At 71.6% G+C, this 19,304-nt stretch carries 17 protein-coding genes and 1 other RNA gene; 2 read left to right on the top strand and 16 right to left on the bottom strand.

Annotated elements, in window-relative coordinates; genetic code table 11:
- Positions 1-173: 173 nt before the first annotated feature.
- On the top strand, positions 174-1,514 hold the full coding sequence (murA, locus tag ACWDZ4_RS24050; RefSeq protein ID WP_451510454.1) for a UDP-N-acetylglucosamine 1-carboxyvinyltransferase: 1,341 nt from the start codon (positions 174-176) through the stop codon (positions 1,512-1,514).
- Positions 1,515-1,602: 88 nt separating this feature from the next.
- Here murA and ACWDZ4_RS24045 read toward each other — a convergent pair whose 3' ends face one another.
- The 11 genes from ACWDZ4_RS24045 to ACWDZ4_RS23995 all read right to left on the bottom strand — a co-directional run bounded on the left by ACWDZ4_RS24045 (position 1,603) and on the right by ACWDZ4_RS23995 (position 13,739).
- Complete coding sequence (locus ACWDZ4_RS24045; protein ID WP_451510453.1) at positions 1,603-1,782, bottom strand: hypothetical protein; 180 nt, start codon at positions 1,780-1,782, stop codon at positions 1,603-1,605.
- A gap of 352 nt (positions 1,783-2,134) precedes the next feature.
- Positions 2,135-2,416: an HU family DNA-binding protein gene (locus ACWDZ4_RS24040; RefSeq protein WP_028815325.1), complete on the bottom strand. Its 282-nt coding sequence runs from the start codon at positions 2,414-2,416 to the stop codon at positions 2,135-2,137.
- Positions 2,417-2,761: 345 nt separating this feature from the next.
- Positions 2,762-4,195, bottom strand: a complete 1,434-nt coding sequence (locus tag ACWDZ4_RS24035) for a malic enzyme-like NAD(P)-binding protein (RefSeq protein ID WP_451510452.1) — start codon at positions 4,193-4,195, stop codon at positions 2,762-2,764.
- Between the two features lie 370 nt (positions 4,196-4,565).
- Positions 4,566-7,013: a HelD family protein gene (locus tag ACWDZ4_RS24030; protein WP_451510451.1), complete on the bottom strand. Its 2,448-nt coding sequence runs from the start codon at positions 7,011-7,013 to the stop codon at positions 4,566-4,568.
- A gap of 96 nt (positions 7,014-7,109) precedes the next feature.
- Complete coding sequence (locus ACWDZ4_RS24025; RefSeq protein WP_451510450.1) at positions 7,110-7,895, bottom strand: anti-sigma factor family protein; 786 nt, start codon at positions 7,893-7,895, stop codon at positions 7,110-7,112.
- Positions 7,892-8,479 carry a sigma-70 family RNA polymerase sigma factor gene (locus ACWDZ4_RS24020; RefSeq protein ID WP_451510449.1) on the bottom strand — a complete coding sequence of 196 codons (588 nt, stop codon included), beginning with the start codon at positions 8,477-8,479 and terminating at the stop codon, positions 7,892-7,894. The genes ACWDZ4_RS24025 and ACWDZ4_RS24020 overlap by 4 nt, the downstream gene beginning before the upstream one ends.
- 68 nt (positions 8,480-8,547) lie before the next feature.
- Positions 8,548-9,159, bottom strand: coding sequence for a CGNR zinc finger domain-containing protein (locus tag ACWDZ4_RS24015; protein ID WP_451510448.1), 612 nt, complete (start codon positions 9,157-9,159; stop codon positions 8,548-8,550).
- A 75-nt stretch (positions 9,160-9,234) separates the two neighbouring features.
- Positions 9,235-9,771 carry a GNAT family N-acetyltransferase gene (locus ACWDZ4_RS24010; RefSeq protein WP_451510447.1) on the bottom strand — a complete coding sequence of 179 codons (537 nt, stop codon included), beginning with the start codon at positions 9,769-9,771 and terminating at the stop codon, positions 9,235-9,237.
- A gap of 228 nt (positions 9,772-9,999) precedes the next feature.
- On the bottom strand, positions 10,000-11,157 hold the full coding sequence (locus tag ACWDZ4_RS24005) for a uroporphyrinogen-III synthase (protein WP_451510446.1): 1,158 nt from the start codon (positions 11,155-11,157) through the stop codon (positions 10,000-10,002).
- A gap of 105 nt (positions 11,158-11,262) precedes the next feature.
- On the bottom strand, positions 11,263-12,594 hold the full coding sequence (locus ACWDZ4_RS24000) for an MFS transporter (protein WP_451510445.1): 1,332 nt from the start codon (positions 12,592-12,594) through the stop codon (positions 11,263-11,265).
- 179 nt (positions 12,595-12,773) lie between these two features.
- The gene (locus ACWDZ4_RS23995; RefSeq protein WP_451510444.1) at positions 12,774-13,739 is read right to left on the bottom strand and encodes a LysR family transcriptional regulator; all 966 of its coding nucleotides are present in this window, start codon (positions 13,737-13,739) and stop codon (positions 12,774-12,776) included.
- A gap of 83 nt (positions 13,740-13,822) precedes the next feature.
- On the opposite strand from ACWDZ4_RS23995, the gene ACWDZ4_RS23990 reads away from it, so the two are divergent.
- Positions 13,823-15,112 (top strand): MFS transporter, encoded by a 1,290-nt coding sequence (locus ACWDZ4_RS23990; protein WP_451510443.1) that lies wholly within the window; start codon positions 13,823-13,825, stop codon positions 15,110-15,112.
- Positions 15,113-15,193: 81 nt separating this feature from the next.
- On the opposite strand, the gene ssrA is transcribed toward ACWDZ4_RS23990, so the two are convergent.
- The 5 genes from ssrA to ftsE all read right to left on the bottom strand — a co-directional run bounded on the left by ssrA (position 15,194) and on the right by ftsE (position 19,040).
- Positions 15,194-15,564, bottom strand: a transfer-messenger RNA (tmRNA) gene (gene ssrA, locus ACWDZ4_RS23985).
- A gap of 117 nt (positions 15,565-15,681) precedes the next feature.
- Positions 15,682-16,167: an SsrA-binding protein SmpB gene (gene smpB, locus ACWDZ4_RS23980; protein WP_093800617.1), complete on the bottom strand. Its 486-nt coding sequence runs from the start codon at positions 16,165-16,167 to the stop codon at positions 15,682-15,684.
- A gap of 18 nt (positions 16,168-16,185) precedes the next feature.
- Positions 16,186-17,355 (bottom strand): S41 family peptidase, encoded by a 1,170-nt coding sequence (locus ACWDZ4_RS23975; RefSeq protein WP_451510442.1) that lies wholly within the window; start codon positions 17,353-17,355, stop codon positions 16,186-16,188.
- A 68-nt stretch (positions 17,356-17,423) separates the two neighbouring features.
- Complete coding sequence (gene ftsX / locus ACWDZ4_RS23970) at positions 17,424-18,341, bottom strand: permease-like cell division protein FtsX (RefSeq protein ID WP_344497758.1); 918 nt, start codon at positions 18,339-18,341, stop codon at positions 17,424-17,426.
- Positions 18,342-18,350: 9 nt separating this feature from the next.
- Entirely contained in the window at positions 18,351-19,040 is a 690-nt protein-coding gene (gene ftsE, locus ACWDZ4_RS23965; RefSeq protein ID WP_451510441.1) for a cell division ATP-binding protein FtsE, read from the bottom strand.
- Between the last annotated feature and the right edge of the window lie 264 nt (positions 19,041-19,304).

The raw sequence follows: 19,304 nt of genomic DNA, 5'->3' as shown, positions 1-19,304 counted from the left end.
GGCAGTGGGGGCGCGCACCGGCGGAACGTCACCCTCCGGAGAGACCGCTGTGCGGAGCGTGTTGTGTCTGATTCATGACACCCGCGAAGCCCGCTTGGCCTTATGGGACAGGGGTAGTCGCCCCTTACTCTTTTCTCTGGCCACCTGTCCGACAACTCCGGAACGCGAGATCCATGACCGGCACTGAAGATGTACTGCTCGTCCACGGCGGCACCCCGCTCGAGGGCGAGATCCGCGTCCGCGGCGCGAAGAACCTGGTGCCGAAGGCGATGGTCGCCGCGCTCCTCGGCAGCGGTCCGAGCCGACTGCGCAACGTGCCCGACATCCGTGACGTGCGCGTTGTACGCGGACTGCTCCAACTGCACGGCGTGACGGTCCGCCCCGGCGAGGAACCGGGCGAGCTGATCCTCGACCCGTCCCACGTCGAGTCCGCCAACGTCGCCGACATCGACGCGCACGCGGGATCCTCGCGCATCCCGATCCTGTTCTGCGGCCCGCTGCTGCACCGGCTCGGCCACGCCTTCATCCCGGGCCTGGGCGGCTGCGACATCGGCGGCCGGCCGATCGACTTCCACTTCGAGGTGCTCCGCCAGTTCGGCGCGACGATCGAGAAGCGCGCCGACGGCCAGTACCTGGAGGCCCCGCAGCGGCTGCGCGGCTGCAAGATCCGGCTGCCGTACCCGTCGGTCGGCTCGACGGAGCAGGTGCTGCTGACGGCCGTGCTGGCCGAGGGCGTCACCGAGCTGTCGAACGCCGCCGTGGAGCCGGAGATCGAGGACCTCATCTGCGTCCTGCAGAAAATGGGCGCGATCATCTCCATGGACACCGACCGGACCATCCGGATCACCGGTGTCGACTCGCTCGGCGGCTACAACCACCGCGCGCTCCCGGACCGCCTGGAGGCGGCCTCCTGGGCGTCGGCGGCGCTCGCCACCGAGGGCAACATCTACGTGCGCGGCGCCCAGCAGCGCTCGATGATGACCTTCCTCAACACCTACCGCCGGGTCGGCGGGGCCTTCGAGATCGACGACGAGGGCATCCGCTTCTGGCACCCGGGCGGCCCGCTCAACGCGATCGCCCTGGAGACCGACGTACACCCCGGTTTCCAGACCGACTGGCAGCAGCCGCTGGTCGTCGCCCTGACGCAGGCGTCCGGCCTGTCCATCGTCCACGAGACGGTGTACGAGTCGCGCCTGGGCTTCACCTCCGCGCTGAACCAGATGGGCGCGCACATCCAGCTCTACCGCGAGTGCCTGGGCGGCTCGGACTGCCGCTTCGGCCAGCGCAACTTCCTGCACTCGGCGGTCGTCAGCGGCCCGACGAAGCTCCAGGGAGCGGATCTGGTCATCCCCGACCTGCGCGGCGGCTTCTCGTACCTGATCGCGGCCCTCGCGGCCCAGGGCACGTCCCGGGTCCACGGCATCGACCTGATCAACCGCGGCTACGAGAACTTCATGGACAAGCTGGTCGAGCTCGGCGCGAAGGTCGAGCTGCCGGGCGGCGCGCTCGTCTGAGGTTCCGCCTCAGGTTTTGCCGAGAGTTTGCGCCATGCCGAAGGGGCGGCCACCCGGATGATCCGGGTGGCCGCCCCTTCGGCCGTGCTCAGTCCTGTCCGGCGGAGACCGAGGCGCCCTTCGACGCCCGGCCGTCCGCGCCGGCCGGGCCCGGGGCCGACCCGATGCTGGCGGCGAGCGTCGCCGTCAGCAGCGCGGCGCCCACCAGAAGGAGGGAACGGCTCGGCCGGGCCGGGTTCGATGCGCGCACGGTCTGCTCCTGGGTCACGGGGTCACGGTGTCGGCGAAGCCGTTCCTCACCACTTTCCCGGGGCGTAAACCCCCGGACCGGGAACGCGTCCGGAATGTGTCGGAAATACCTCGTCTCCGGGTACCCCGGCCCCGTTCCGCACCCCGGGCGGCGCCCCGGCCGACGCCGGCGCCGGCGGCCGAGGACCACGGCCGGGCTTCTGCGGGGACACGGCGCCCCGCCGGGCCCCGGAGGGCCCTCCCCTCCGCCGGGGCCGCCGGAAGGGCCTCAGCGGCGCTCCTGTGCACAAGCACACCTGCGCGGGTACGCCGAAGGGGGCGGCCGCCCGGCATGTTCCGGACGACCGCCCCCTTCGGGTCTGCCTTGGGTCTTACTTGCCCTTGGCGGCTTCCTTGAGCTTGGAGCCCGCGGAGACCTTCACGCTGTAGCCGGCCGGGATCTGGATCGGGTCGCCGGTCTGCGGGTTACGAGCGGTGCGAGCGGCACGGTGGGTGCGCTCGAAGGTCAGGAAGCCGGGGATGGTGACCTTCTCGTCGCCCTTGGCGACGATCTCACCGACGGTCTCGGCAAGAGCGGCCAGCACGGCGTCGGCGTCCTTGCGGGTCACGTCGGCGCGGTCGGCCAGGGCGGCCACCAGCTCACTGCGGTTCATGTTGTTACTCCCGTGTTCTTCTTGCCTGTAAGGCGTGAGATCGAAGCCGATGCTGCCAGGGCCCTCGGACAGTCCCCGGACCCGGGTCTGTCGTCAGACCCTCGCGCCCAAATACGCATCCTGCCCCCACCAGCGGCGGGAAAGCCAATCCGGCACCCTCCGGAGTCACACGAAAAGCGCCACGGCCTCGTCTTGGTGACGCTCCGTCCGCTGCCGGAAGCGGACCGCAGGCTCCGCGGGACCCTGCGGGCTCATTGCCCGCCACCCTAGAGGGGTCCCTCGGAGCCCGCGACCCGCGACGCGCCGGGCGGATCCCACCGGGAAGGGCCCGGGGGCCCGGAGGGGTCAGACGGACGTGGAACCCGTCACAGCGGATCCCGCGGCCTTCGCGGCCGTACGGACGGCGCCCGCGACCGCGCCCGCGACCTTGTCGTTGAAGACGGACGGGATGATGTAGTTCGCGTTGAGCTCGTCCTCGGTGACGACGTCCGCGAGGGCGGCGGCCGCGGCCAGCATCATCTCCGTGTTGACGGTCCGCGAGTGGGCGTCCAGGAGGCCGCGGAAGACGCCGGGGAAGACCAGCACGTTGTTGATCTGGTTCGGGAAGTCCGAGCGTCCCGTGGCCACGACGGCGGCCGTCTGACGGGCGATCGCCGGCTCGACCTCCGGGTCGGGATTCGCGAGCGCGAACACGATCGCGCCGTCCGCCATCGCCGCGACGTCGTCGCCGTTCAGGACGTTGGGGGCCGAGACGCCGATGAAGACGTCCGCGCCGGTCACGGCCTCCTTGAGGGTGCCGGTGACGCCCTCCGGGTTGGTGTTGTCGGCGATCCAGCGCAGCGCCGACTCCGGGGCGGCGTCGACGAGGTCCTCGCGGGCCGCGTGCACCACGCCGTGGATGTCCGCGACGACCGCGTGCTTGACGCCCGCGGCGATCAGGAGCTTGAGGATCGCCGTACCGGCCGCGCCCGCGCCGGACATGACGACCCGTACGTCGCCGATCGACTTGCCGACCACGCGCAGCGCGTTGGTCAGCGAGGCGAGCACCACGATGGCCGTGCCGTGCTGGTCGTCGTGGAACACGGGGATGTCGAGGGCCTCGCGCAGCCGCGCCTCGATCTCGAAGCAGCGGGGCGCGGAGATGTCCTCGAGGTTGATGCCCGCGAAGCCGGGGGCGATGGCCTTGACGATCGCGACGATCTCGTCGGTGTCCTGGGTGTCCAGGCAGATCGGCCAGGCGTCGATGCCCGCGAAGCGCTTGAAGAGGGCGGCCTTGCCCTCCATGACCGGCAGCGCGGCCATCGGGCCGATGTTGCCGAGGCCGAGCACCGCGGAGCCGTCCGTCACCACGGCGACGGAGTTGCGCTTGATGGTGAGGCGGCGGGCGTCCTCGGGGTTCTCGGCGATCGCCATGCAGACGCGCGCGACGCCCGGGGTGTAGATCATCGAGAGGTCGTCACGGTTGCGGATGGGGTGCTTGGACGCCATCTCGATCTTGCCGCCGAGGTGCATCAGGAACGTACGGTCGGAGACCTTGCCCAGCACCACGCCCTCGATCTCGCGCAGCCCCTCGACGATCTCGTCGGCATGCGCGGTCGAGGTGGCCGCGATCGTGACGTCGATCCGCAGCTTCTCGTGGCCGGAGGCGGTCACGTCGAGACCGGTCACCGACCCGCCGGAGGACTCCACGGCCGTGGTGAGCTGGCTGACCGCGGTCCCGCTCGCGGGGACCTCCAGCCGGACCGTCATCGAGTACGAGACGCTGGGCGCCGTTGCCATGGCCGACTTCCTCTGCTTTCCCTAGCTTCATTGCTACGCGGCCGCGGCTGATGCCCCGGCAACGCCTTCCGATGGTCGCACCTACCTGCGGGTAGCAGGTAATGCGGTCATTTTGTTTTCGGAAAGTGTTTTCCACCATACGAGAACCGCAGGTGAAACAGAAGAGGCCCGTGGTACCCGGGGGCACCACGGACCTCTTCTTTGTATGTATCTACGTATTCAGTGACACCGGCCCGCCATGCTCGCCTCGCGGCAAGTGGTCGCTCGTAGCGACTAAGGTTGGGCCCGGGGGCTTGGATCGAGCCGGTGCCACCCCCAGGCTAACAAACCACCCCGGCAAGTGACTCCCCTGCCGCGTGTTGACTTCGGCTCAGTCCCCCAGCAGTGCGGGGACCCCGTCCGGACCGGGCTTGTCGCGCTCCCCGGACACGACCGTGAGCTGCTGTGTCGCACGCGTCAGCGCCACGTACAGCACCCGCAGGCCCGCCGGGGACTCCTCCGCGATCTCGGCCGGCGCCACGACGACCGTCGCGTCGTACTCCAGCCCCTTCGCCTCCAGGCTGCCGAGCGCCACCACGCGCTCGCCGAGCGGCGCGAGCCACGTGCGGGCCTGCGCGCGCCGGTGCATCGCGACGACGACGCCGACGGTGCCGTCCACGCGGTCCAGGAGGCGCTGCGCCTCCTCCCGGGTGGTCCGGGCGAGGTCGTTGTCCCGTACGACGGCACTGTGCTCATTGTCCGTTGTCACAAAACGCGGCTCCACACCCGTGGAGCGGACCGCGGCGGGCGACTCCATGCCGGGCATGGCGCGCTGAAGGACCTTGGCCGCGAGGGCGGCGATCTCCGCCGGGTTGCGGTAGTTCACGGTGAGCGTGAAGCGGCGGCGCGGGCGGGCGCCGAGGGCCTCGTCGCGGGCCGCGGCCGCCTCGTCCGGGTCGGTCCAGGAGGACTGCGCCGCGTCGCCGACGATCGTCCAGGTGGCGTGCCGGCCGCGGCGGCCGACCATCCGCCACTGCATGGGCGTGAGGTCCTGGGCCTCGTCGACGATGACGTGCGCGTACTCCGTGCGCTCCTGCGCGAGCCGCTCGGCCCGCTCCCACTGCGTCTCCTCGCGCCGCGGCATCAGCTCCTCCAAGCCGCTGAGCTGGTCCAGAGGGTCGTACTCGCGCTTGCGCCTGGGACGGGCCGGGGCGCCGAGCAGCGTCTGGAGCTCGTCGAGGAGCGCCACGTCGTGCACGGACAGCGGGCCGTTGCCGTCCGCGTCCAGGCGGCGCAGGGAGCGGGCCAGCTGGCGGGTCTCGCGCGGGTTCAGCACGCGGCGGGCCCAGCGGCCCAGGCGCTTGTCGTCGGCCATGGCGGCGAGCACCCGGCGGGGGGTGAGCTCGGGCCACCAGGCGTCGAGGAACTCGATGAAGTCGGTCTCGGTGGAGATGTCCTCGTCGAAGCCGGAGCGGAGCTCGGCGATCAGCTCCTGGTCGCCCCCGAAGGAGGACGCGGCTCTGCCGCGGCCGCTGGACTTGGACCACAGGGCGTCCAGGAGGAGCTTGCGGGCGCGGGGGCGCAGCAGGTTGACGGGGGCGGTGCCGCTGAGGACGTTGTGGCGGATGCGCTTGAGGTCTTCGGCGTCCAGCTCCACGCGCTGGCCGAAGGCGACCACGCGCAGGCGGGTGGGGGTCTCGGTCTCGCCGGGTGCGTTCTCCTCCTCCTCGCCGAAGGACAGCTGGCCGTCCTCGGCGGGGGCCGCCGGGGCGGGCGGCGCGTCCAGGGCGCCGCGCGCGGCGTGGCGCAGCACCTTGAGCATGCGGGAGGAGCCCTTGATGCGGGCGATGTTCGGTTCGTCGTACGTCGACGCCTCCGCGCCGTCGACCAGCGAGCCCACCGCGCGGATCGCGACCTGGCCCTCCTCGCCGAGGGAGGGCAGGACGCCCTCGGTGTACGCGACGAGCAGGGGCGTGGGGGACACGACGAGGATGCCGCCCGCGTACCGCCGCCGGTCCTGGTAGAGCAGGTACGCGGCGCGGTGCAGGGCCACGGCGGTCTTGCCGGTGCCGGGACCGCCGGAGACCTCCGTGACGGAGGCGGCGGGGGCGCGGATGACCATGTCCTGCTCGGCCTGGATGGACGACACGATGTCGCGCATGGTGTGGCTGCGGGCCTGCCCGAGCGCCGCCATCAGGGCGCCGTCGCCGATGACGGGCAGCGGGGCGCCGTCGAGGGTGGCGGTCAGCTCCGGGCGCATCAGGTCGTCCTCGACGCCGAGCACCTTGCGGCCCTTGGAGCGGATGACCCGGCGGCGTACGACGCGGCCCGGCTCCTTGGGCGTGGAGCGGTAGAACGGCGCGGCGGCCGGGGCGCGCCAGTCGATGACCAGCGGGGAGTAGTCGGAGTCGAGTACGCCGATGCGCCCGATGTGCAGGGTCTCGGCGATCTCCGCGGTGAGGTCGGGGCGTACCGCGTCCTCGGCCGGCTCCACCGAGGTGTACGCGCCGTCCGGGCCCTTCTCGCCGTCCCTGCCCAGGAGCAGGTCGATGCGTCCGAAGAGGAAGTCCTCGAACTCGTTGTTGAGCCGGTTGAGGTGGATTCCGGCGCGGAAGACCTGCGCGTCGCGCTCGGCGAGCGCGCCGGGCGTGCCGACCTGGCCGCGCTGGGCGGCGTCGTTCATGAGGAATTCCGCCTCGTGGATCTTCTCCTCCAGACGGCGGTACACCTGATCCAGATGATCCTGTTCCACACCGATCTCACGTGTCCGCGCCGACTCCTGGACAGAGGAGTCGGACACGGAATTCACGGAATCGACAGCGGCATCCTGCGCGGCCACCGAGGCCCCCTTCTGACGTGCTGCGGGCAGCCGTCAACCGTACGCGACGGGGGGCCGCGACCGCACCTGCCAGGAGCGGGGAATTGCGCTGGTCTGTCAGGCTTCGACCTCGACCAGGCGCTTTCCGTCGAAGGTCCGGACCTCGAAGTGGTCGATCTCGCTGCGGTTCATCGCCGCGCCGCCGTGGACGTACAGCGGGTTCTTCGCCGCCTTGTGGGTGCTGCCCGGGATGCCGTAGCCCCACGCGGGGACGGCCCAGGTCGTCACCGTTTCTTCCGCGCCGTCCTTCGAGACGGCGATCAGGCTGCACTTCAGCGGGCCCTTGACGTTCTTGAGCTCCAGGACGGTGTGGGTGCCCCAGCCCTTCTTCTCCAGGCCGACGGCCGCGCTGACCTTGGTCGTGGCGTCGGTCGCGGTGACCTTCTCCTCCATGTGGTGGAAGAAGGCGTCCTCGGCCGGGCTGGTGGGGTGGACCCCTCCCGCGACGTTGCCGGACGGGCCTCCCCTGCCGTCCTTGCCGCCCGTGCCGTCGCCGTCCGAGGTGGCCAGGAGGGTGACCGCGGGGCCGCCGACGGCCAGTACCGCGGCGGCCGCGACCAGGTAGAGCCCGCGGCGGCGGCTCCGCGCGCGGCCCGCCCCGACCTCGTCGGTCAGCCGGCCGAGGAGCTGGGGGCTGGGACCGGTCAACCGCGGCGGCGGGCCCGGGGATTCGGCCAGGGCCGCCATCATCGGCTCCAGGCCCGCGAAGTCGTCGAGCCGGGCGGCGCAGTGGTCGCAGCCGGCCAGGTGGGCCTCGAAGGCGGTGGCGTCCGCGTCGTCCAGGATGCCGAGCACGTACGCACCGACGGCGTCGTGCCCGGAGTGCCGGTCGTACGTCGTCATACCGTCACCCCTCGTTCCTCCAGCGCGAGCTTCATCGAACGCAGTGCGTAGAAGACCCGGGACCTGACGGTCCCGCTGGGTATGCCCAGCACTTCCGCCGCCTCGTTGACCGTACGCCCTCTGAAGTACGTCTCGACCAGCGCTTCCCGGTGGGCGGGGGTCAGATCGTCGAGCGCGTCGGAGAGCGTCATCAGCCACAGCGCCTTGTCGATCTCGTCCTCCGCGGGCATGACCTCCAGCGGCGACGGATCGACCTCCTGCGGCCGGGCCTGCCGGCTGCGGTGGTTGTCGATGACGATGCGGCGCGCGACCGTCACCAGCCAGGGGCGGACGGAGCCGGTGGCCCGGTTGAGCCGGCCGGCGTTCTTCCAGGCGCGGATGAGCGTCTCCTGCACGACGTCCTCGGCGCGCTGGCGGTCGCCGGCGACGAGGCGCAGTACGTAGGCGAGCAGCGGCCCGGCGTGCTCGTGGTAGAGCGCTCGCATCAACTCCTCTTCGGGGCCCGGCCGTTGGGCGCGTGGACGGTCGCTGCGATGTCGAGCCCTGTGCTGACGGCTATCGGCCACGGCCGCATCCTCGCGCACCCGAACCTCCCGGTCGAGACCCTGTGTGGCTCTCTCCCCCCTCACTACGCAGGCGTGCGGCGATCGACTCAACGTGATCCGGGGAAACTTTCGGCGCGCGCCGCCGCCAGGGCTCGGCGCCGGTGCCGGGCGACCCGTTCCCGGTTTCCGCACACCGCGCTGGAGCACCAGCGCCTGCGGCGGCCCCTGGACGTGTCCAGGTACAGGCGGCGGCAGCTGTCGCCCTCGCACTCGCGCAGGCGGGCGCGGGCCACGGGGTCGGTCAGCAGGTCCACCGCGTCGCGGGCGACGGCGGCGAGCAGGGCCGCGCGTTCGGGGGCGTCGCCGGCGAGCGCCCTGGCCCAGGCGCCGTCCGGGGTGCGGACGGCCCTGACGGCGGGGGGCGGGGCGGCGGCCAGCGTGTTGATGCGGTCGAGGGCGTGGGGGGCGGGGCGGCCCTCCAGCTCCGCGCGGGTCAATGCGGTGATGTGGGCGCGTACTTCGGTGAAGCCGTGGAGCCACTCGTCGTCCACGGCCTCCAGGGGCGCGTCGTGGGGTACGAGCCGTGTGCCCACCAGCCACTCCCGGAGGCACCGCGGGTGGTTCAGCCGCTCGGTGGGGTCCGGGCCTGTCGCCACCAGGTCCAGGCAGACCCGGCCGGAAACGAACCGCGATCCGCAGGTGTCCGTGTTCGTCGCCATGCGTCTGTCACCGCCTCGGGGTCACCGGTGGGCTCCCCCCAGAGTGCCCGGGGCCGCGGTCGGCCGGAACCCCTCCTACCGGTGCAGGATGCGCTGGAAGAGCCGGTGGTCGCGCCACTCGCCGTCGATGTGCAGGTAGTGGGGGGCGATGCCGATCTCCTCGAAGCCGTTCTTGGCCAGGACGCGTTGCGATGCGGCGTTGGTGAGGACGGTGCCGGCCTCGACGCGGTGCAGGCCGAGGTCGTCGCGGGCCGCGCGGCACACTTCGGCGACGGCGGCGGTGGCGAGGCCGCGGCCGGTGCGGGTGACGTCGGTCCAGTAGCCGAGGTTGGCGCTGCGGAAGGGGCCGAGGACGATGGTGGAGAGGGTGAGGCCGCCGATGACGGCCGCGCCCCCGGTGAGGATCCACGGCACGGTGCGCCCCTCCGCCAGCTGCGCGGACAGCCGGTCGGCCTGGCCCTCGGGGGTGTAGAAGGCGTCCGGGCGGTCCGGCTCCCAGGGACGCATGGACGCGCGGCTGCGGGCCAGGGCCTCGGCGAGGGGGCGGGCGTCGTCGGGGGTGGCGGGGCGCAGGACGGTGCCGTCGGCGAGGGGGCGGGGGGCGGGGCTCATGTCCGTACGGTAGGCGCGGCCGGGAGGGGGAGGGAGCGGCGGGGCGCCGGGGGTGGGGCGAGGGGTCGGTGGCGCGTCGGGGCGTCTCCTCGGGCGCCGGACGTCCGGGTACGGGGATTTCTTCGGGGTGGTCGCGTTCGACACCCTGCGGGGAGCACCCCGGCACGCCCCCTCCCGCCACCGCGGAGGCGACGCGGGGGGGCGAGGGCGCCCCTTATGCGGCAGGCGTTACGCGTCCGCGTACTTCGTGTCCGCCGCCGGGTCCAGCGCCAGGCGGTAGCCGCGCTTGACCACCGTCTGGATGAGGTTGGGTGCGCCGAGGGAGGTGCGCAGGCGGGCCATCGCCGTTTCCACGGCGTGTTCGTCGCGGCCGGAACCCGGCAGCGCCCGGAGGAGGTCCGCCCGGGAGACGACCCAGCCCGGGCGGCGGACCAGCGCCCGCAGCAGGGACATGCCCGCGGGCGGCACGGGGCGCAGCTCGCCGTCGACCACGACGGCGTGGCCGCGGATCTCGACGCTGCGGCCCGCGACCGGCAGGGTGCGGGTGCGGTTCGGGAGTTCGCGGCAGAGCAGCTGGACCAGGGGGCCGAGGCGGAAGCGCTCGGGCTGCACCGTGTCGATGCCGTGCGCCTGGAGGGGGAGGGCTGTCACCGGGCCCACGCAGGCCGACAGCACGTCGTGGCCGAGGGCCGCCAGGAGGCCGGGGAGCATGCCGCGTTCCTCGGCCCGGGAGAGGAGGGAAGCGACGGCGGGGGCGCTGGTGAAGGCCAGCGCGTCCACGCCGTGGCCCACCGTGGCGTCGATCAGGCGGTCGAGCGGCGTGATGTCCTCGGGCGGCATCCAGCGGTAGACCGGTACGCCGACGACTTCCGCGCCCCCGGCCCGCAGCGCCTCGACGAAGCCGGGCAGCGGTTCGCCGTGCAGCTGGATCGCGATGCGGCGGCCCTCCACGCCTTCGGCGAGGAGGCGGTCGAGGACCTCGGCCATGGACTCGGAGGTGGGCGACCACTCCTCGGTGAGGCCGGCGGCGCGGATGGCGCCCTTCACCTTGGGGCCGCGGGCGAGGAGTTCGACGCCCTGGAGACGGGACAGGAGGGCCTCGCCCAGGCCCCAGCCGTCCGCCGCCTCCACCCAGCCGCGGAAGCCGATGGCCGTGGTGGCGATCACCACGTCGGGCGCGTGGTCGACGAGCTGTTCGGTGAGGGTGAGGAGTTCGCTGTCGTCGGCGAGCGGCACGATCCGCAGGGCGGGGGCGTGCAGGACCGCCGCGCCCCGCCGCGTCAGCAGCGTGCCCAGCTCGTCGGCGCGCCGGGCGGCGGTGACGCCGACGGTGAAGCCCGCGAGCGGGCCGTGCTCTGGTTCGTGCGTGGTGTTCTTCACGGACATCACTACCCGGCTCCTGTGCTGGTGGTGCGGAGGGCCGAGCCTGTCAACACCACGTGACAGGCTCGGTTCCTTCGTATTTCCCGGCCGTTAACGGAGCCGCGCGGCTCACACCTCGGCGTAGGTGAGCTGCGGCTTCGCCGGTGCGGCGACCGGACGTCGAAGGTATACCGCCCAGGTGACCGTGAAGCACACGGCGTAGAAGGCGAGGAAGGCGGCGAAGGCCGCCGTGCCCGTTCCCGCCGTCTGGAAGGACTGGCGGAAGGCGAGGTTGATCGCCAGTCCGCCGAGCGCGCCGACCGCGCCGATCAGGCCCATGGCGGCCCCCGAGAGCCGCCGTCCGTACGCCGCGGCCGCCTCGCCCTCCATGCCCTTCGCCAGCGCCTTCGCCTGGAAGATCGCGGGGATCATCTTGTACGTCGAGCCGTTGCCGAGGCCGGTGAGGACGAAGAGCGCGGTGAAGCCGGTGAGGAAGACGGGGAGCGACGCGGTCGTGGAGGCGTAGACGACGACGGTTGTCGCGGCCGCCATCGCGGCGAAGTTCCACAGCGTGATGCGGGCGCCGCCGAAGCGGTCGGCGAGGGAGCCGCCGAGGGGCCGGATCAGGGAGCCGAGCAGCGGGCCGATGAAGGTGAGCGAGGCCGCCTGGAGCGGCGTACGGCCGAACTGGGTCTGGAGGACCAGGCCGAACGCGAAGCTGTAGCCGATGAAGGAGCCGAACGTCCCGACGTAGAGGAAAGCCATGATCCAGGTGTGCGGGTCGCGGACGGCCGCCTTCGCCGCCCCGGTGTCGTTGCGTACGGGCGCCAGGTTGTCCATCCGCAGCGCGGCCCCCACGGCCGCGAGGACGATCAGCGGGATGTACGCGCCGAGCAGGACACGGGGGTGGCCCGCCCCGGCCACGGCGATGACCAGCAGGCCGGCCAGTTGCACGACGGGGACGCCGATGTTGCCGCCGCCCGCGTTGAGGCCGAGCGCCCAGCCCTTCTTGCGGAGCGGGAAGAAGGAGTTGATGTTGGTCATGGAGGAGGCGAAGTTGCCGCCGCCGACGCCGGTGAGGGCCGCGACCACCATGAAGGTGGTGTACGAGGTGCCCGGCTCCATCACGGCGTACGCCGCGCCCGTGGGCAGCAGGAGCATCAGCGCGCTGAAGACGGTCCAGTTGCGGCCGCCGAAGCGGGCCACGGCGAAGGTGTAGGGAATGCGGGCGACCGCCCCGACGAGGGTGGCCGTGCCGATCAGGAAGAACTTGCCGGCCGGGTCGATGCCGTACTCCGGCCCCATGAAGAGCACCATGACGGACCACAGGGTCCAGATGGAGAACCCGATGTGCTCGGAGATGACGGAGAACAGCAGGTTGCGGCGGGCGATCCGCTCACCCGTCCGCTTCCAGAAGGTGTCGTCCTCGGGGTCCCACTGTTCGATCCACCGGCCTGCCATGACGTGCCTCCACGAGTGATCGGGTCGTGGAGGCGACGTTAGGCACCGCGGATTTCAGGCCCGTGCCCTGAGGTGACCGGCGCGCAACCTTGCTCTCACCCGGCTGTCATCGCTCCTGTGAGCGCTTCCCTCCCCGAAACGGATCGGGGCGCGCACGCCATGGCAGGCGGGCTGTCGTGTCACCTGTCGTCGAGCATCAGGGACAGGTCGGCCCCGGGAAGCCACCCGTCGGCGGGCAGGTCCAGCCAGCCGTGACGTTCCACGAGCCCGTCGATTGTTCTTCCGAGCACGTCGAAACCCTTGTGCCGCAGCCCCTTTCGCCACACGAGTGAGATGGGCGACAGCGGTACGGGCTCCACGATCGGCCGCAGCTCCATGCCGGGCACCGCAATGAATTCGGTGCTCGCCAGCACTGACCAGCGCCGCCTGCGGACGAACCGGACGAACTCCTCGGCGCCCTCGATCTCCGGGAACGGCGCCGCCACCTCGATGCCCCGCCCGGCGAAGAGCCGTACCGCCAGATCGGTCCACTCCGCGGTGGCCGGATTGCCCGCCCCCGCGTAGAGGGTCTCCCCCGCGAGCGCGTCCAGCGGCACCTCGTCCAGCGCGGCCAGCGGATGGTCCTCGCGGAGCAGTACGGCCATCCGCTCGAAGCGCACCGGCCGGTGTTCCAGCTGGTCGAGCACCGCCGGGTCGAGCCCGGCGACCCGTCCCGACGAGACGTCCAGCCTGCCGCCGAGGATCGCGGCCGCCGCGCCCGTCAGACCGCTGTGGAAGCGCGCGACGAACTCGACGTCGGGCGCGGCCGCCCGGGCCTCCTCCAGCACGTGGTGGGCGGTGCCGACCGGCGCGCCGACATCGACGACCAGCGGCCGCTCGTCGCGCGCCCGGACCCCGCCCAGTTCGTCGTACGCCGCCAGCACACGTCGTACGTAGGGCAGGAGCCGCTCGCCGTCCGCCGTCAGCGACACACGGCGGGTGGACCGTACGAACAGCTGGGAGCCCACCTCCCGCTCCAGGCGCCGGATGTCACGGCTCAGCGCCTGCTGGGCCACGTAGAGTCTGGCCGCCGCGCGGGTGAAGTGCAGGTCCTCGGCGACCGCCTCGAAGGCGCGCAGCAGACGGGGTTCGATGTCATGGGGCACGCCGCGAACTTACAACGCAGGTGCGTGAATCGGCGCCCGGAAGGTGTTGGACCGCCGGAGCCGCCCGCCGTGAAGATCGGCCCATGCCCCTCCATGAATCCCCTTCCCCTCTCCTGGCCGTGTCCGGCGACGTACTGATCGCCGCGCCCCGCCCCGGTCACTGCCCGTACGCACCGCGCCGCCGCGGACCCGGCCGCCTCTCCCCCTACCGCCGTCTCCTCGCCACCCCCGGCGCCCGCGCCTTCACCGCGGGCAATCTCCTCGCCCGCCTCCCGATGGGCATGTTCAGCGTGAGCGCGGTCATGATGATCGCCGGTTCGCGCGGCTCGTACGCCCTGGCGGGCGCGGTCACCGCCGTCGGCCTCGGCGTCACCGCACTCGTCGCGCCCTGGACGGCCCGGCTCGTCGACCGGTACGGCCAGGCCCGCGTCGCGGTGCCCGCCACCGCCGTCGCCGTGCTCGGCTCGCTCGCCCTGCTGCTCTGCGTCCGTTACGACGCACCCGACTGGACGCTCTTCGCCGCGTACGCCGCGACCGCCACCACCCCCAACACGGGCGGCATGTCCCGCGCCCGCTGGGCCCACCTGCACCGCGACGACCCGGCGGCCCGGCACACCGCGAACTCCTTCGAACAGGCCGCCGACGAGCTGTGCTTCATGCTCGGCCCGGTCGCCGCCGCCTTCCTCTGCTCGGCGCTCTTCCCCGAGGCCGGCACCCTGACCGGCGCGGTCCTCCTGATGACCGGTGTCCTGATCTTCGCCGCCCAGCGCGCCACGGAACCGCCCGTCGCCCCCCGCGCCAGGACCGTCCGCTCGCCTCTGCGTCTGCCCGGCGTCCCCGCCCTGCTGGCCGTCTTCTTCGCCACCGGCGTGGTCTTCGGCTCCATGGAGATCGTCACTCTCGCCTTCGCCGACGGCCTGGGCCACGGCGCGGCCGCGGGTCCGGTCCTCGCTCTCCAGGCGGCCGGATCGTGCGTGGCGGGTCTGCTGTACGGGTCCGCGCGCCCGGCAGCCGACCCGCACCGCCGCCTGCTCGTCTGCGTCGTGGCGATGACGGCCCTGATGTCCCTGCCGCTGCTCGCGGCCTCCACCGGCTCGCTGGTCACCGTCGCGGGCACCCTGCTACTGGCGGGCGCGGCCACCGCCCCGACGATGGTCACCGGTATGTCCCTGGTCCAACGCGTCCTCCCCGACAGCCAGTTGAACGAGGGCATGACCCTGGCCGTCACCGCGATCCTGGGCGGCATAGCGGCGGGCTCGGCCACCGGCGGCCGGCTCGCGGAGCACCTGTCCCCGGCCTCGGCCTACCTGACGCCGGTCACGGCCGCGGCCCTGGCCGCGGTCCTCTGCGCCGCACTGCGCCGCCCCCGGTAGGAGGAGGTAGCGTTCCGCGCCCCGAGCACGACGAAGGCCCCGCCGTCACAAGGACGGCGGGGCCTTCGCCTCACATGGGAATTGTGGAGATGGCGGGAATCGAACCCGCGTCCAACGGTGCGGAGACAGGGCTTCTCCGAGTGCAGTCCGCTGCGCTTTTCTCGGCCCCGGAGATCACACGGACAAGTCTCCGACGGGCTCAGTCACTGTTTGATTTCCCACCCGATCCCGTGACCGGACCGAGTGGTTTAGTTCCCTTGATGATGCCAGGATCCGGGTCGGGAACACCCCCGGGCTGACACTTCGCTAAGTCGCTACTTAGGCAGCGAGGGCGAAGGAATCGCGCTTGGAATCGGCGATTATTGGTTGCGACATATGGTTAACGAGATCATTGCCGCTTCCTCGACTCGCTTCCCCTGCCTCGACATCCGCTGTCGAAACCGATCATCCCCATGTTTTTTTATCAAGGTGGTACCGCGCCCCGAGGGGCACAGGTGCCATCGTACGTGAACAACGCACGACCGTGCCAGCCCATTCCTCCCGGCCGGCCGGCCCGTACCGGCGGGACCTCAGAGCCGCCCGCGCTCCCTGCGCTTCACCGCCGAGATCGCCCGGTTCGTCTCGCGCAGGTCCTGCTTCTCGCGCAGCGTCTGCCGCTTGTCGTACTCCTTCTTGCCCTTGGCCAGCGCGATCTCGATCTTGGCCCGGCCGTCCTTGAAGTACATCGCCAGGGGCACGATCGTGTGACCCGTCTCCTGCGACTTGCTCGCGAGCTTGTCGATCTCCGCCCGGTTCAGCAGCAGCTTGCGCTTGCGGCGCGCGGAGTGGTTGGTCCAGGTCCCCTGCGTGTACTCCGGTACGTGCACGTTGTGCAGCCACGCCTCGCCCCCGTCGAGCTGCACGAAGCCGTCCACCAGCGAGGCGCGCCCCTGCCGCAGGGACTTCACCTCGGTGCCGGTCAGGACCATGCCGGCCTCGTAGGTGTCGATGATGAGGTAGTCGTGTCGCGCCTTCTTGTTCTGCGCGATCATCTTGCGCCCTTTTTCCTTAGCCATAGTGCGGCCATTTTCGCACTACGATCCTCCCCCGAGGCCACTCAATACTGTCCGGGCCCGCTCCTCGGCCCGCTCGCTCACCACGAGGTCCGGGTTGATGCCCCGGCCGTCGACGCTGTGGCCCGCCGGGGTCCGGTAATGGCCGACGGTGAGCTCCGCCACGGACCCGTCGGGCAGCCGGCTCGGCATCTGGACCGAGCCCTTTCCGAACGTGCGCGAACCCACGGTCACCGCGCGGCCACGGTCCTGGAGCGCGCCCGTGACGAGCTCCGCCGCGCTCATGGTGCCGCCGTCGACGAGCGCCACGACGGGTCGGGCGGTGTCCCCGCCCGGCTCCGCGTAGAGCACGCGCTGCTCGCCGCGCATGTCGTACGTCGCGACCAGGCCGCCGTCGAGGAAGGCGGACGCGGCGGTGACGGCCTCGGCGACGAGCCCGCCGCCGTTGCCGCGCAGATCGAGGAGGACGCCGTGGCCCTCGGGCGCGGCGCGGACCGCGTCCCGCACCCGCTCGCCCGAGCCCTTGGTGAAGGACGCCACCTTGATCAGCGTGGCACCGCCGTCCGCGAGCGGCTCGACGGTGACGGCCTCGGTGGTGAGACGCGCGCGGCGCAGCGTCTCGCTCCACTCGCGCGCACCGCGCTCCAGGCCGAGGACGACGGAACTGCCCGCCCGCGCCGGGCCGTCGCCGCGCAGGAGCCCGACGACTTCGGCGACGGGGCGGTTCGCCACCGGACGGCCGTCGATCGTACGGAGCCGGTCGCCCTGCCTGACTCCGGCCCGCCCGGCGGGGCCGCCGGACTGCACCCCGGCCACCTCGATACGGCCGCCGTGCGCGCGCTCGACCGACAGCCCGACGCCCGTGTACTCGCCGTCGAGTGCCTGCGTGAACTCCTCGTACTCCGCCGGGTCGTACACCGTGCCCCACCGGTCCCCGCTGCGGCTGACGACCTCTTCGGCCGCCTCCTTGCCGGACTTGCCGTCGGCCATTGCCCGGGCCGCGGCGGCGGCCACCTCGTCGCGGTCGGCGGTCGCCGCGACCGAACGGGCGGGGAGGGAAGGGGACTTCGCGTCGTCGCGCTGCCAGCAGTCGGTGGCTGCGGCAGTGGCGAGTACGGCCGCGAAAACCAGTGTCAGGGCAGCCCCGCGGCGAATTCCACGGGGACGGAGGGTGACTTCCGGACCTGGCATGGCGCCGAGTCTAGGACAAACGAAAGGCGCCGTACGGTCGGTTGACCGCACGGCGCCCGGGGCTCATGTCACACCTTGAGGTACTTGCGCAGCGCCACGAACCCGGCGAGCGCGGGCATCAGCAGCGCGATCGCGAGCACCAGCGGCAGCTTGGCCAGCACCGCGTCCCAGCCGATGAAGTTGACGAGGTTGAGCTTTTCGGACAGCGCCAGGCCGTGGTCGATCAGGAAGTACCGGCCGACGAGCAGCATCCCGCAGGCGAGCACGCCGCCGATCAGGCCCGCGAACGCGGCCTCCATGATGAACGGCATCTGGATGTAGAAGCTGGACGCGCCGACGAGCCGCATGATGCCCGTCTCGCGCCGCCGGCTGAAGGCGGACACGCGCACGGTGTTGACGATCAGCATCAGCGCGATGACGAGCATCAGGGCCATCACGCAGAGTGCGGCCACGTTCATGCCGTTCATCAGCTCGAAGAGGTTGTCGAGGATGCCGCGCTGGTCCTCGACGGAGTGCACGCCGTCCCGGCCCGCGAACGCGGTCGCGACCACCTTGTACTTCTCCGGGTCGTCGAGCTTGACCCGGTAGGACTCCTGCATCTGGTCCGGGGTGATGGTGTCGGCCAGCGAGGTGTCCCCGAACTGCTCCTTGTAGTGCTTGAACGCCTGGTCGGCCGACTCGTAGTGGACGTCCTTGACGATGTCCATCTTGCCGAGGTCGTCCTTGACCTGCTTCTTCTGCTCTGCGGTGACCGCGCCCTTGTCGCACGTGGCGGCGGTCTCCGCGTCGTTCTTGTTGCAGAAGTAGATCGAGACGTTGACCTTGTCGTACCAGTAGCCCTTCATCGTGCTCACCTGCTCGCGCATGAGCAGGGCCCCGCCGAAGAGGGCGAGGGAGAGAGCGACGGAGATGACCACCGCGAAGGTCATGGTGAGGTTCCGGCGGAGACCGACGCCGATCTCCGACAGGACGAACTGGGCGCGCATGGCGTCCTTTCAGTGCTGGTAGCCGTAGACGCCGCGAGACTGGTCGCGCACGAGGCGGCCCTTCTCAAGTTCGATGACGCGCTTGCGCATCTGGTCGACGATCTGCTGGTCGTGGGTCGCCATCACCACAGTGGTGCCGGTGCGGTTGATGCGGTCCAGCAGCTTCATGATGCCGACGGAGGTCTGCGGGTCGAGATTGCCCGTCGGCTCGTCCGCGATCAGCAGCATCGGGCGGTTGACGAACGCCCGCGCGATCGCCACGCGCTGCTGCTCACCGCCGGAGAGTTCGCCGGGCATCCGGCTCTCCTTGCCACCGAGGCCGACGAGATCGAGGACCTGGGGTACGGACTTGCGGATCTCGCCGCGCGACTTGCCGATGACTTCCTGAGCGAACGCGACGTTCTCCCCGACGGTCTTGTTGGGGAGAAGGCGGAAGTCCTGGAAGACGGTGCCGAGCTGGCGCCGCATCTGCGGCACCTTCCAGTTGGACAGGCGCGCGAGGTCCTTGCCCAGGACGTGCACCATGCCGTGGCTGGCGCGCTCCTCACGCAGCAGCAGCCGCAGGAAGGTTGACTTGCCGGAGCCGGAAGAGCCCACGAGGAAGACGAATTCGCCCTTCTCGATCTCCAGGGAGACATCCCTGAGGGCGGGGCGGCTCTGCTTCGGGTAGGTCTTGGAGACGTTGTCGAATCGGATCACGGGTGCACCACGGTCGCCGGGAGTAGGTGAGCGTGACCATACGCGACGCGGGCGGGCGCGCGCAGTCGGCGTCCGGCGATGGCCGTTTTATCACGGATCGCTCACGGTCCGGCGGCCCCGGTGACCGGTCCTGAGCGGAACGTGGCGGCCGTGTTCCGGCGGGACGCGCCGGAACACGTGGGAGCTGGCACAGTGGAAGGGGGAACGGTCGCGTTTCCCTGAGCGTTGGGCGGAGAGAACGCGTACAGGCGGATCCGCCGCGCG

Source organism: Streptomyces sp. NPDC003016, assembly GCF_053591455.1.
The sequence above is the reverse complement of the archived record's forward strand: the minus strand, read 5'-3'. Positions and strand labels throughout refer to the sequence as shown.

What these genes read in the sequence shown, in the direction of transcription:
- murA (WP_451510454.1), top strand. Translation starts at nt 174, where the DNA reads ATGACCGGCACTGAAGATGTACTGCTCGTCCACGGCGGCACCCCGCTC.
- ACWDZ4_RS24040 (WP_028815325.1), bottom strand. Translation starts at nt 2,416, where the DNA reads ATGAACCGCAGTGAGCTGGTGGCCGCCCTGGCCGACCGCGCCGACGTG.
- ACWDZ4_RS24035 (WP_451510452.1), bottom strand. Translation starts at nt 4,195, where the DNA reads ATGGCAACGGCGCCCAGCGTCTCGTACTCGATGACGGTCCGGCTGGAG.
- ACWDZ4_RS24025 (WP_451510450.1), bottom strand. Translation starts at nt 7,895, where the DNA reads ATGACGACGTACGACCGGCACTCCGGGCACGACGCCGTCGGTGCGTAC.
- ACWDZ4_RS24015 (WP_451510448.1), bottom strand. Translation starts at nt 9,159, where the DNA reads ATGGCGACGAACACGGACACCTGCGGATCGCGGTTCGTTTCCGGCCGG.
- ACWDZ4_RS24010 (WP_451510447.1), bottom strand. Translation starts at nt 9,771, where the DNA reads ATGAGCCCCGCCCCCCGCCCCCTCGCCGACGGCACCGTCCTGCGCCCC.
- ACWDZ4_RS24005 (WP_451510446.1), bottom strand. Translation starts at nt 11,157, where the DNA reads ATGTCCGTGAAGAACACCACGCACGAACCAGAGCACGGCCCGCTCGCG.
- ACWDZ4_RS24000 (WP_451510445.1), bottom strand. Translation starts at nt 12,594, where the DNA reads ATGGCAGGCCGGTGGATCGAACAGTGGGACCCCGAGGACGACACCTTC.
- ACWDZ4_RS23990 (WP_451510443.1), top strand. Translation starts at nt 13,823, where the DNA reads ATGCCCCTCCATGAATCCCCTTCCCCTCTCCTGGCCGTGTCCGGCGAC.
- smpB (WP_093800617.1), bottom strand. Translation starts at nt 16,167, where the DNA reads ATGGCTAAGGAAAAAGGGCGCAAGATGATCGCGCAGAACAAGAAGGCG.
- ACWDZ4_RS23975 (WP_451510442.1), bottom strand. Translation starts at nt 17,355, where the DNA reads ATGCCAGGTCCGGAAGTCACCCTCCGTCCCCGTGGAATTCGCCGCGGG.
- ftsX (WP_344497758.1), bottom strand. Translation starts at nt 18,341, where the DNA reads ATGCGCGCCCAGTTCGTCCTGTCGGAGATCGGCGTCGGTCTCCGCCGG.